Source organism: Burkholderia sp. BCC1972, assembly GCF_905339605.1.
In the GTDB taxonomy this organism is placed as follows: Bacteria; Pseudomonadota; Gammaproteobacteria; order Burkholderiales; family Burkholderiaceae; genus Burkholderia.
The window spans coordinates 1-13,330 of record NZ_CAJPGH010000003.1 but is presented as its reverse complement, the minus strand read 5'-3'; the positions used below and the strand labels follow the sequence as shown (position 1 = coordinate 13,330).

The following is a 13,330-nucleotide window of genomic DNA, read 5'->3' as shown; positions in this document are numbered from 1 at the left end:
GGCAGTAAAAAATACGATGTCATTCGCAAACGTTTGCGTTTTCGTCTGATATCGAATAAAGGGTTGGCACAGGGATTTCACCGACTTCGGCGGGATTGCCGATTGCTGTATTTAATATTGATATTGAGAAAACGGCATTCACGCCGTGAACCTGCACGGCGCGAATGCAAACGTCAGCGGCTGCCGCCGGAGATTCGCCGTGCGGTGCGCATGGCCGGCGCGGCTGCCTGCTCGGTGCCGGCCGCCCCTTCGGCCGCCGCGCGCGGCCGGTTCATGATGTAGGCCCACAGCTGCTCGGCCGCGAGCCCGCGCTTGCGGGCCGAGCGATACAGGCGGACTTCCAGTTCGGTGATCCAGTCGCCGGTGCCTGCGCACACGAGCGTGCCGTCCGCGAGCTCCTTCGCGACGCAACTCTCCGGCAGCCAGCCGATCCCGTGCCCGGCCACGACCATGCCCTTCAACGCCTCGGACATGTGCGTCTCGAAGCAGCGGTGCAGCACATACGGCTCGGTCGCATTCAGCAGCAGCATCTCGACGATGTTGCCGAGGAACGCGCCCGACGAATACGCGAGCAGCGGCAGCGGGGCGTCGGGCGTGCCCGGCAGCTGGAACACGGGCTTGCCGCGCGCGTCGGGTGTCGACACGGGCAGGATCCGCTCGACGCCGAGGCTGACGAACGGGAAGTGGTTCGGGTCGAGCACGATCGGCAGTTGCGGATGGTGATAGCCGAGCAGCAGGTCGCATTCGCCTTCGACGAGCTGCTGCACGCCTTCCGGCACGTTCACCGCGTTCACGCGTGCGGTCACGTGGCCGACCTCGCCGTTGAGCTGCTTGAGCCATTCGGGAAACAGCGTGAAGACGAGCGTATGCGCGACGGCGAAACGCACGACCTGGTCGCTTGCCGCGAACTGGTCGTAGCCGTTCACGAGATTACGCGCCGCATACATGCTGCGCAGGATGTCCGCGGCGAGCCCGCGGAACATCTGGCCGGCCGGCGTCAGCGTGATCGGGTTGATGCTGCGGTCGACCAGCTTCGCATCCATCCAGGTTTCGAGCGCGGCAATTCGTCTGCTGAATGCCGACTGCGTGAGGTGCCGATGACGCGCGGCCCGGGAAAAGCTCTTGGTATCCGCAAGGCTCAGGAAATCTTCCAGCCACTTTGCTTCCATGTCGATCTTCGCTGTTTATTGTCGGCGCCGGAGGGGCGGCGCCATTTCACTGAACCGGTTTGGTAGCGTACCGCGCCTCGCGCATGGGGGCCGATGTTTTTTTTCGATCGGTGTCAGTCGAAATATGCATGGGCGTTGTCGGCGGGATTACGGCTGCATAGCGTTGAGGGGCCGGACCGGACTAACCGAACAGTTCACAGCGTCGAACTGGCGGGTCGCCGCGGACGGTACTTCCCCCAGGGCCGGTTGCGCCGTGTGCGTGCCGGCCCGCCTTCATGGCGATGGTCCAGTGCCCGGACGCGCCGTTTTTTTGTGCAGTGCAGATTGCACATTCGTGACACGCGGGGGAACTATGTTTGAAAGACGCGGCGCAGCATCGGCCGTGCGCGCTCGCGGCGCATGCGGGCGCACGTCGCGTCGGGTGTTGCACCACTGTGGTGCGCAATGCCGCGCGGGCGTGCCGGTGCGGCGCAAAAACGGGGGGATATCGAGAAGATTGTGCAAGGCACGTTCCTTGCAAAGCATTGATTACGCCGGTCCGGCATGCGCAATGCCGGGGAAAACGATCGATGGAGAAAAGATCGATGAAGCCATTCGATGAAATGCTGCAATCCGGCGACATGGTAAGGGCGCCCTACGCGCGCCTGAAGCAATGGCTCGACACGCAGAATCCCGCGAGCCTCGCCCAGAAAGCCTACGACGCGGAAGGCGTGTTCCGCAAGACGGGCATCACGTTCGCCGTCTACGGCGACGCAGAGGCCGCCGAGCGGCTGATTCCGTTCGACATCGTCCCGCGCATCATCTCGGGCGCGGAATGGAGCCGGCTGTCGCTCGGCATCGAGCAGCGCGTGATGGCGCTCAATGCGTTCCTCGACGACATCTACCACCGGCAGGAAATCGTGCGCGCGGGCATCGTGCCGAAGCACCTGATCGCGCACAACGAAGCGTTCATCCCGGAGATGATCGACTTCCGGCCGCCCGGCAACGTTTACACGCACATCATCGGCGTCGACATCGTGCGTACCGGCGAGAACGAGTTCTACGTGCTGGAGGACAACGCGCGTACGCCGTCCGGCGTGTCGTACATGCTGGAAAACCGCGAGACGATGATGCAGCTCTTCCCCGAGCTGTTCCAGCAGGTGAAGGTGCGCCCGGTCGAAACCTATCCGCAGATGCTGCGCCAGTCGCTCGCGGCCGTGTGCCCGCCGGGCGGCAACGCCGACAACCCGACCGTCGCGGTGCTCACGCCCGGCATCCACAATTCCGCGTACTACGAACATTCGTTCCTCGCCGACCAGATGGGCGTGCACCTCGTCGAGGGCAGCGACCTGCAGGTGGTCGACGGCCGCGTCGCGATGCGCACGACCGAAGGCTTCCAGCCGATCGACGTGCTGTACCGCCGCGTCGACGATGCGTTCCTCGACCCGCTCACGTTCCGCCCCGATTCGGTGCTCGGCGTGGCGGGCATCATGGACGTCTACCGCGCCGGCAACATCACGATCGCGAATGCGCCCGGCACGGGCATCGCCGACGACAAGGCGATCTACTCGTACATGCCGGAGATCGTCGAGTTCTACACGGGCCGCAAGGCGCTGCTGGAGAACGTGCCGACCTGGCGCTGCGGCGAGGCCGACAGTCTGAAGTACGTGCTCGAGCATCTCGACGAACTGGTCGTGAAGGAAGTGCACGGCTCGGGCGGCTACGGGATGCTGGTCGGGCCGTGCGCATCGAAGGCCGAGCTCGAGGCGTTTTCCGCCAAGCTGCGCGCGCGCCCCGCGAACTACATCGCGCAACCGACGCTCGCGCTGTCCACGACGCCGATCCTGACCGACGCCGGCCTCGCGCCGCGCCACGTCGACCTGCGACCGTTCGTGCTGGTGTCGGACCGGATCCGCATCACGCCGGGCGGGCTCACGCGCGTCGCGCTGAAGGAGGGATCGCTCGTCGTCAACTCGAGCCAGGGCGGCGGCACCAAGGACACCTGGGTGCTGGCCGACTGAGCCGGACGCGACCGCGCGCGCCGGAACCGGCGCGCCAACCGAACGAAGACGGAGTGGACACGAGATGCTTCTGGGACGTACTGCAAGCGGCCTCTACTGGATGTACCGCTATATCGAGCGCGCGGAGAACATCGCGCGCATCGTCGATGCCGGGCTGCGGATGGCGCTCACGCGCACGTCCGACGCGCCGGCCGAATGGTCGTCGGTGCTCGTCAGCTCGGGCACGGACGAAGGCTACCGGCAGAAATACGACGCGTATGCGGCCGATACCGTGACCGACTACCTGTTGCGCGACCGCGACAACCCGTCGAGCGTGCTGTCGTGCATCGAGGCCGCGCGCTCGAACGCGCGGATGGTGCGCACGGCGCTGACGCGCGAGGCGTGGGAAAGCGTGAACGGCGCGTGGCTTGCGCTGCGTCGCGCGCTGGCGCAGCCGGTGCCGGAGAGCGAGTTGCCGAACGTGCTCGACCAGGTGAAGCGCGAAACCGCGCTGATCCTCGGCAGCTTCTACAGCACGATGCTGCGCAACGAGATCTTCGATTTCGCGCAGATCGGCGCATTCATCGAGCGTGCCGACAACACCGCGCGGATCATCGACGTGAAATACCACCTGCTGCTGCCGTCGGTGTCGCACGTCGGCACGATCCTCGACAACTACCAGTGGGAGACGATCCTGCGCTGCGTCGCCGCGCACCGCTCGTACCGCTGGGTGTACGACGTGCAGTACAAGCCGGTGAACATCGCCGATTACCTGATCCTGAACGGCCGCATGCCGCGTTCGCTGCGCTATTGCTACGGGCGCGTCGTGTCGAGCCTGAACCTGCTCGCGAAGGATTACGGCGTGACACACCCGTGTCACGACACGGCTACGAAGATCCTGCAGATGCTGTCCGATACCTCGGTCGAGCGGGTCTTCAAGAGCGGCCTGCACGAGTTCCTGACCGACTTCATCGGCCGCAACAACAGCCTCGGGCTCGAAATCGCCCAGGCTTACAACTTCGACTGAGAACTTGCCATGCGACTCGCCATTCGACACATCTCGCGTTATCAGTTCGACGACCAAGCCACCCATGCGCTGCAACGGCTGCGGCTGCGCCCGCAGTCGGGCCCCGGGCAGACGGTGCGCGCGTGGCAGGTCACGATCGACGGCGTCGAGCCGTCGCTGTCGTACGCCGACGGGCTCGGCAACCGGATCGACCTCGTGCGTCACGATCGCGGTGCGAAGGCCGAGATCGTGGTCGTCGCGGCCGGCGTCGTCGAGACGCAGGATCGTGCGGGCATTCTCGGGCATCCCGAAGGCTATGCGCCGCCCTGGATCTTCGAGCGCGAGACCGCCCTCACGAAGGCCGGCGACACCGTGCGCGAGCTCGCGGAAGCGCTGCCGATCGATCCGCAGGGCCTCGACGCACTGCACTGGCTGATGACGGAAGTGCACGGCCGCATCGCGTATGCGCCGAACCTGGCCGCCGACGCGCCCGTCGACGCGGAAACCGCGCTGCAAAACGGCGAGGGCACGAGCCGCGACCACGCGCATGCATTCATCTCGGCCGCGCGCGTGCTGAAGATTCCTGCACGTTACATCTCGGGCTACGTGCTCGCCGACAGCGCGATGCAGCGCATCGCCGATGCGAAGCAGAACGCGGGCGACGTCGAGGAGGAGGAAGCGCTCGCGCTGCAGAGCGGCGAGGGCATGCAGCAGGTGCTCGGCGCGTCGCATGCCGCGCAATCGCAAGGGCTGCCGCAACCGGCGCTCGGCGCCCAGCCGCAGGCCGCCGCGCTGATGCAGCAGCCGGCCGGTCATGCGTGGGCCGAGGCCTATGTGGAAGGGCTCGGCTGGGTCGGGTTCGACCCGTTCATGAACCGCTGCCCGGACGAGCGCTACGTGCGCATCGCGGTCGGCCTCGATTATCGCGACGCGCAGCCGGTGACGGGGCTCGGCGCCACGGCCGTCGGCGTCGAGATCAGCGTCGTGCAGACGCCCGAGCTCGTCTGACCCGACGCGCGCTTTCGCCGAATCCGCCATGCCGGGCCGCCGCGTCGAGTGCGACGCGGCGTGCGCGGCCGGCCCAACCCGAACCGAGCTCCCATGTCCATCCACGTCGCGCTGCATCACACCACCCGCTATCGCTACGACCGGCTCGTCAACCTCGGCCCGCAGGTCGTGCGGCTGCGGCCCGCGCCGCATTGCCGGACGCCGATCCTCGCGTATTCGATGACGGTCGAGCCCGCGCAGCACTTCATCAACTGGCAGCAGGATCCGTTCTCGAACTATCTCGCGCGGCTCGTGTTTCCGGAGCGTACCGAGCACTTCGAGATCACGATCGATCTCGTCGCCGAGATGTCGGTGTACAACCCGTTCGACTTCTTCCTCGAAGCGAGCGCCGAGCAATACCCGTTCAGCTATGACGACGCGCTGAAGACCGAGCTCGCGCCGTATCTCGTCTGCGATCCGCAGACGAGCGCATCGAAACTGTTCCGCACGTATCTCGACGGCGTCGATCTCACGCCGGCCGGCACCGTGAACTTCCTCGTCGCGCTGAACCAGCAGCTTCAGCGCGACATCGGCTATCTCGTGCGGATGGAACCCGGCGTGCAAACGCCCGAGCAGACGCTCGAGCTCGCGTCCGGCTCGTGCCGCGACAGCGCCTGGCTGCTCGTGCAGCTGTGCCGCCATCTCGGCATCGCCGCGCGTTTCGTGTCGGGCTACCTGATCCAGCTCACGCCCGACGTGAAGTCGCTCGACGGCCCGAGCGGCACGTCGGTCGACTTCACCGACCTGCACGCGTGGTGCGAGGTCTACCTGCCGGGCGCCGGCTGGATCGGCTTCGACCCGACGTCGGGCCTGCTCGCCGGCGAAGGGCATATTCCGCTCGCATGCACGCCGCAGCCGACGAGCGCCGCGCCGGTCGAAGGGCTGATCGACGAGTGCGAGGTGTCGTTCGAGCACGAGATGACCGTGACGCGCGTGTACGAATCGCCGCGCGTGACGAAACCGTATACGGAATCGCAGTGGGACGCCGTGCTGACGCTCGGCACACAGGTCGACGGCGCGCTGGCGGCCGGCGACGTGCGGCTCACGCAGGGCGGCGAGCCGACCTTCGTGTCGATCGACGATCGCGACGGCGCCGAGTGGAACACCGATGCGCTCGGCCCGACCAAGCGCGGCTACGCGACCGAACTCGTGCAGCGACTGCGCGCCGAGTACGGCGACGGCGGTTTCCTGCACTTCGGGCAGGGCAAGTGGTATCCGGGCGAGCAATTGCCGCGCTGGGCGCTGTCGATCTTCTGGCGCGCGGACGGCCAGCCCGTATGGCACGATCCGTCGCTGTTCGCCGACGAGCGCGAGCCGTCCGCATATACGACCGACGACGCGAAGCGATTCATCGATGCGCTCGCCGCGCGGCTGAACCTGACCGATGAATTCATCCGGCCCGGCTACGAGGATGTCTGGTACTACCTGTGGCGCGAGCGCCGGCTGCCCGTCAACGTCGATCCGTTCGACTCGCGGCTCGACGACGAGCTCGAGCGCGCGCGGTTGCGCAAGGTGTTCGATCAGCAGCTCGACAGCGTCGTAGGCTACGTGCTGCCGGTCAAGCGCACGGACGACACGCCAGGCCTCGACGGGCCGCGCTGGCAGACCGGCCCGTGGTTCTTCCGCGACGAGCGGATGTATCTCGTGCCGGGCGATTCGCCGATGGGCTATCGGCTGCCGCTCGATTCGCTGCCGTGGGCCACCCGCTCCGACCACCCGTACCTGGTCGAACGCGATCCGTTCGCGCCGCGCACGGCGCTGCCGGACGCCGCCGCGATCCGCGCACGCTACGCGGGCCCGGCCGACGCGCCGCGCTACCTGGCCGGCGTGCATCGCGAAGCGTCCGCTCAGACGGTCATGCAGTGGCGCAACGACGGCACGGCCGAGGGCGCGCGTGCCGCGGCGCACGATCCGCAGCGCCGGCCCGAGCGCTTCGAATCGGCCGCGTGGATCACGCGCACCGCGCTGTGCGTCGAAGTGCGCAACGGCATCCTGTACCTGTTCATGCCGCCGCTTGCCGCGCTCGAGGATTATCTCGAGCTGCTCGGCGCGATCGAGTTGACCGCGCACGCGCTCGGCGTGAAACTGGTGCTCGAAGGCTATCCGCCGCCGCGCGATGCGCGGCTGAAGATGCTGCAGGTGACGCCCGATCCCGGCGTGATCGAGGTGAACATCCATCCGGCCGCGAGCTTCGACGAGCTCGTCGACCACACCGAATTCCTGTACGACGCCGCGTGGCAGTCGCGGCTGTGCAGCGAGAAGTTCATGGTCGATGGCCGCCACGTCGGCACCGGCGGCGGCAACCACTTCGTGCTCGGCGGCGCGACGCCGGCCGACAGCCCGTTCCTGCGCCGCCCGGACCTGCTCGCGAGCCTGATCGCGTACTGGCACAACCATCCGTCGCTGTCCTACCTGTTCTCCGGGCTGTTCATCGGGCCGACGAGCCAGGCGCCGCGCGTCGACGAGGCGCGCAACGACCAGCTCTACGAACTCGACATCGCGTTCGCCGAGATCCAGCGCAACAAGCTGCTGTTCGGTCAGGACATGCCGCCGTGGCTCGTCGACCGCGTGCTGCGCAACCTGCTGATCGACGTGACGGGCAACACGCACCGCAGCGAGTTCTGCATCGACAAGCTGTATTCGCCCGATTCGTCGACCGGCCGGCTCGGCCTGCTCGAACTGCGCGCGTTCGAAATGCCGCCGCATGCGCGAATGAGCATCGTGCAGCAACTGCTGCTGCGTGCACTGGTCGCGCGTTTCTGGGCCGCGCCGTACACGACGCCGCTCACGCGCTGGGGCACCGCGCTGCACGACCGCTTCATGCTGCCCGAGTTTCTTCAGATGGATTTCGACGATGTGCTCGCCGAACTGCGCGATGCCGGTTTCGCGTTCGATCCGGCGTGGTTCGCGCCGCACTTCGAATTCCGCTTCCCGCTGTTCGGCCAGATCGCGGTGAACGGCATGCAGCTGTCGCTGCGCGGCGCGCTGGAGCCGTGGCACGTGATGGGCGAGGAGGGCGCGCCCGGCGGCACGGTGCGCTACGTCGATTCGTCGATCGAACGGCTCGAAGTGCGCGTGACGGGGCTGAACGACAACCGCCACGTCGTGACCGTCAACGGCCGCGCGCTGCCGCTGCAGCCGACCGGCACCGTCGGCGAGTACGTCGCGGGCGTGCGCTACAAGGCGTGGTCGCCGCCGTCGGCGCTGCATCCGACCATCGGCGTGCACGCGCCGCTCACGTTCGACATCGTCGATACGTGGCTGCAGCGTTCGCTCGGCGGCTGCCGCTATCACGTCGCGCATCCGGGCGGGCGCAACTACGCGACCTTCCCGGTCAATGCGTACGAGGCCGAGAGCCGCCGGCTCGCACGCTTCGTCGAGATGGGGCATACGCCGGGACGGATGGATGTCGCGGCTGCCGCGCCGAGCCGCGAATTCCCGTTCACGCTCGACTTGCGGCGGCCGTGATCCATCGATGACGGGGCGGACGACGATGCGCGGCTCGCAACCTCCCGGCGGCCGCGCCGGAATGCTAGGATGCGGGCAGATTGCGGCCGCGCGCCGCAGCAGCTTGCCGCCGGTGCGGCGGCGCGCATGCGCCGTTGCACCCTGAAGACGGAACGACATCGTGCCGCCCATTGACACCGATCATCTCGCCGCCCTCGACGCGATGCCCACGCTTTTCGATACCGGCGCGCAGCCGGATGCCGCCGAACTGGCTGCCGCGCTTGCGGCGCCGGCGGCCGCCGGCCGCTACGACGAACTGCGCGGCAGCGCGGCCGGCCTGAACGCGCCTGCGCTTGCGCCCGCCTGGCGCAGTTTCTTCACATCGATCGGCAGCGACGGCGTGGCCGACCTCGATCGCCGCGCCGACGCGCTGCACCGGCGCATGCGCGAGAACGGCCTGTTCTATCAGCTGCACGAGCAGCGCGCCGGCGACGGCGCGGCCGGCCCGTGGTCGCTCGACCTGCTGCCGCTGATCGTCACGCCCGAGGACTGGGTCGGAATCGAGCGCGGTGTGCTGCAGCGCGTGCGGCTGCTCAACGCGACGCTGGCCGACCTCTACGGGCCGCAGACGATCCTGCAGCGCGGGCTGTTGCCGCCCGCGCTCGTCACCGGTCATCCCGGCTACCTGCGCGCGATGCGCGGCGCACGCGTGCCGGGCGACACGTGGCTGCACGTCGTCGCGTTCGATCTCGCGCGCGGCCCCGACGGGCAGTGGCGGATCGTCGCGCAGCACACGCAGGGCGCGGCCGGGCTCGGCTACCTGCTCGAAAACCGCCTGATCGTGTCGCGGCTCTTTCCGCGCGGGTTTCGCGGGCTGCGCGTGCAGCGGCTCGCGTCCGCATACCGCGCGCTGCTGCAGAGCATGCAGTCGCTCAGCCCGGCCCGCAAGAATTCGCGGATCGTGCTGCTGACGCCGGGGCCGCACAGCGCGACGTATTTCGAGCACGCGTATCTCGCGCGCTACCTCGGCCTCACGCTCGTCGAAGGCGGCGACCTGACCGCGCGCGACAACCGCGTGTTCCTGAAGACGCTGAGCGGGCTCGAACCGGTGCACGGCATCCTGCGGCGCGTCGACGATGCGTGGCTCGATCCGCTCGAACTGCGGACCGACTCGATGCTCGGCGTGCCGGGGCTGCTGCAGGCTGTGCGTGCGGGCAACGTGCTGCTCGCGAATGCGCCGGGCTCGGGCTTCCTCGAATCGCCGGCGATGCTCGGCTTCATGCCGCGCCTCGCCGAAGGGCTGCTCGGCGAAACGCTGACGCTGCCGGCCGTGCATTCGTGGTGGTGCGGCGAGGCGGCCGCCTGCGACGACGCGTTGCCGCAGCTCGCGCGCGGCATCATCAAGGCCTCCTATCCACCCGAGGTGCAGGCCGGCGGCGGGTTCGAGCCGGTGATCGGCGCACGGCTCACGCAGCCGCAGCTGGCCGAATGGCGCGCGCGGATCCTCGCGCAGCCCGAACACTACACGGTGCAGGCCGACCTGCCGCTGTCGCAGGCGCCGACCTGGCCGCGGTCCGACGAGCCCGACGGCAACGGCGGCGCACGCATCGTGCCGAAGCCGCTGCTGCTGCGCGTCTTCGCGCTCGCCGACGGCGCGCAGCGCTGGCGGCTCCTGCCGGGCGGGCTGTCGCGGGTCGGCACACGCGACACGCTGTTCAACGCGCCCATGCCGCGCGGCGGCAGCACCGTCGATACATGGGTGATGACCGAGGGCATCGTCGATTCGACGACGCTGCTGCAGACACACCTCGGCCCCGACGACCTCGTCGAACGGCCGCGCGCGATCGCGAGCCGTGCGGCCGAGAACCTGTTCTGGCTCGGCCGTTACACCGAGCGCGCAACCAACCTGATGCGGCTGGCGCGCGCCGCGCTCGAACGGTTGCGCGGCGAAGACGACGTCGACAGCCCCGCGCATCTGGAGCTGATCGATACGCTGTGCCGCGACACGGGCCTGATCGCGGCCGACGCGCCGAATGCCGTCGATGCGCCGCGCGCGTTCCAGCACGCGCTCGCGACATCGCTGACGCGCGGCGCCGACCGCACCTCGGGCATCGCGTCGTGCCTGTTCGGGATGCGCGGCGCGGCGGCTGCGATCCGCGAACGGCTGTCGAGCGATCAATGGCGGCTGATCGACGACGCGACGCAACTGTTCGCGGACAGCGCCGGCCTGCCGGAAGCCGAGGAGCAGATCGGCAACGAGGCGCTGCAGCTGCTGGAGCGCCTGGGCCTGCTGCTCGGCGCGATCACCGGCGCGCAGACCGACAACATGACCCGCGACGACGGCTGGCGCTTGCTGTCGATCGGCCGGCAGATCGACCGGCTGGATTTCCTGTGCAGCGTGCTGAAGTTCGCGTTCGACGAAGGCGCGGTGCATCGGCAGGATGGCTTCGAACTCGTGCTGGAGCTGTTCGACAGCACGATCACGTTCCGCTCGCGATTCCAGCGCGGCTTCGATGTCGCGCCGCTGCTGTCGCTCGTCGTGCTCGATACCGACAACCCGCGCTCGCTCGGCTGGGTCGTGCAGGCGCTGCGCGGCCGGCTGACGAAAGTCGAGCGCAGCGAAGGCTATGCGCTGTCCGAGCTGGCCGAGACGGTTCCGGACGTGCCCGCGTGGTCGCTGCACGAGCTGTGCGAGACCGCCGAAGGCGGCCGGCACGACAAGCTGCTCGCCGCGCTCGACACGACCGTGAAGGCGGTGTGGGAACTGTCGAACCGGATCGGCGAGCGCTACTTCAGCCACGTGCGCGAGGCGGGCAGGACGCTATGGTGACGACGAAAGGCGCGGTAAAAGCGCCGTCTGGCGCCAACCATGCACGACCGGCACCGGCCGCTCCGGCCGCCGTTGCACCGGGCCGGTTGCTGCGCGTCACGCACGACACCGAATACCGCTACGCGGCGCGTGTCGAATCCGCGCAGCACCAGGCGCGCCTGCAGCCGCTCGTGACGCCGCGCCAGCAGGTGCTGTCGTTCTCGCTCGACATCGAGCCGGCACCGGAGTCGGTCAGCACGGAGATCGACGCTTTCGGCAACGCGCGTGCGTCGTTCGCGCTGAACCAGCCGCACGACGCGCTGCTCGTGCGCAGCCGCAGCACGGTGCGCGTGACGGCGCCCGTATGGTCGCGCGGCGCGCGCGGCGAGCCGCCGCCCGCGATCGCGAATCCCGATGCAAAGCAGGCGACCGAATGGGAAGCCGTGCGCGACCGGTTGCGGTTCCGCGCGGGTCAGCCTTACGACGCGGCGAGCGAATTCGTGTTCGCGTCGCCGCATGTTGCTTGCGATCCCGAACTCGCCGCGTATGCGGCCGCGAGCTTCACGCCGCAGCGGCCGCTCGTGCAGGCCGCCTGGGATCTGATGCGGCGCGTGCATGCCGATTTCGCGTACACGCCGAACAGCACCGACATCACGACGTCGGCGCTCGATGCGCTGCGGTTGCGCAAGGGTGTCTGCCAGGACTTCGCTCACGTGATGATCGGCGCGTTGCGCTCGCTCGGGCTGGCCGCGCGTTACGTGAGCGGCTACCTGCTCACGCAGCCGCCGCCCGGTCAGCCTCGGCTGATCGGCGCCGATGCGTCGCATGCCTGGGTCGAGGTGTACGACCCGGCGTGGCCCGAGGACAACGGCTGGCTGCAGCTCGATCCGACCAACGATCGCGCGCCGGGCGACGACTACGTGATGCTGTCGATCGGGCGCGACTATGCCGATGTGACGCCGTTGCGTGGCGTGATTCGCGGTGGTGGTGCGGATCAGGAGCTGAAGGTCGGCGTGACGGTCGAGCCGCTCGATGCCGATTGATGCGGGTTCGCCGATCGGAGCGGTCGTTTGTTGATCGCGTGTCTGCAGGCGCGTACGTTCGTGATGGCTGCGAACCGGACGGTCCATGCGCGCGGCTCGGAAGACACTTCGTACTCGACCGTGAGACATGACCGGAAAGTCACGTGTCATTCCGTTCGATTGAATCGGACGAGTTCAATTCTGTAGGAAAAGAGAAAACTGCACTTGTGCGCTGGTGCCCGGATTTCCGATGATCCGGATCTGCGTTCACGTCGCGTCAGCCTGAACGGCTGGCGGCGGAACGGCAGAAAAACACCAATCCGCGCGCAGGAGCCAGGGTGACGCAGCTTTATTCCGATTATCGATCGGCGACGGACGAACCCGTCGCACGGTCGATCGATGCCACCGAGTCGGACAGCACCGGAACGCCACGCGAGCCTCCACCGATCGTCGTCGGCCGAGGCGACGGGGTGTCGATGTGGACGAAAGACACCCGGCTGATCTGCATCAAGCAAATGCCGTTGCCCGGTATCGTCATCTTCGTCCATGGCGTGAACTCAGAAGGTGAATGGTTCGAGGCCGCCGAGCGGGGGCTGTGCGACGGTCTGAACCGACGGCTCGGGCGGCTGGACGATCAGTTGCAATATCACGGCATCGATGCCGGGCAATTGGTGCCGGCGAAGTACACGGAAAGCGTGACGCCGGATGGGTTTTTGAATCCGACGCTTTGGTCCGGCAACTACATCAAATCTGACCCGTCCTTCTCGCCCGTCATTCATTTCCGATGGGGCTATCGGGCAACCGCCGCAGAGTTGAAAGAGTACGGCGACAAGATTTTCCTGAACGAGAAA

At 67.8% G+C, this 13,330-nt stretch carries 7 protein-coding genes and 1 pseudogene; 7 read left to right on the top strand and 1 reads right to left on the bottom strand.

The window, feature by feature from the left end:
* Positions 1–173: 173 nt before the first annotated feature.
* Positions 174–1,169 carry a LysR substrate-binding domain-containing protein gene (locus tag U5798_RS05765; protein WP_322081495.1) on the bottom strand — a complete coding sequence of 332 codons (996 nt, stop codon included), beginning with the start codon at positions 1,167–1,169 and terminating at the stop codon, positions 174–176.
* Between the two features lie 584 nt (positions 1,170–1,753).
* Here U5798_RS05765 and U5798_RS05760 point away from each other — a divergent pair.
* From U5798_RS05760 to U5798_RS05730, 7 genes and pseudogenes are all read left to right on the top strand, one after another.
* The gene (locus tag U5798_RS05760; RefSeq protein WP_185658261.1) at positions 1,754–3,169 is read left to right on the top strand and encodes a circularly permuted type 2 ATP-grasp protein; all 1,416 of its coding nucleotides are present in this window, start codon (positions 1,754–1,756) and stop codon (positions 3,167–3,169) included.
* 64 nt (positions 3,170–3,233) lie between these two features.
* Positions 3,234–4,175: an alpha-E domain-containing protein gene (locus U5798_RS05755; protein ID WP_124456141.1), complete on the top strand. Its 942-nt coding sequence runs from the start codon at positions 3,234–3,236 to the stop codon at positions 4,173–4,175.
* 9 nt (positions 4,176–4,184) lie between these two features.
* The gene (locus U5798_RS05750) at positions 4,185–5,162 is read left to right on the top strand and encodes a transglutaminase family protein (protein ID WP_322081494.1); all 978 of its coding nucleotides are present in this window, start codon (positions 4,185–4,187) and stop codon (positions 5,160–5,162) included.
* 93 nt (positions 5,163–5,255) lie between these two features.
* Positions 5,256–8,669 (top strand): transglutaminase family protein, encoded by a 3,414-nt coding sequence (locus U5798_RS05745; RefSeq protein ID WP_322081493.1) that lies wholly within the window; start codon positions 5,256–5,258, stop codon positions 8,667–8,669.
* 202 nt (positions 8,670–8,871) lie between these two features.
* The gene (locus U5798_RS05740) at positions 8,872–11,478 is read left to right on the top strand and encodes a circularly permuted type 2 ATP-grasp protein (RefSeq protein ID WP_322081687.1); all 2,607 of its coding nucleotides are present in this window, start codon (positions 8,872–8,874) and stop codon (positions 11,476–11,478) included.
* Positions 11,472–12,500: a transglutaminase family protein gene (locus U5798_RS05735; RefSeq protein ID WP_322081492.1), complete on the top strand. Its 1,029-nt coding sequence runs from the start codon at positions 11,472–11,474 to the stop codon at positions 12,498–12,500. The genes U5798_RS05740 and U5798_RS05735 overlap by 7 nt, the downstream gene beginning before the upstream one ends.
* Positions 12,501–12,955: 455 nt before the next feature.
* Positions 12,956–13,330 (top strand): annotated as a pseudogene (locus U5798_RS05730) (hypothetical protein); the annotation flags it as partial.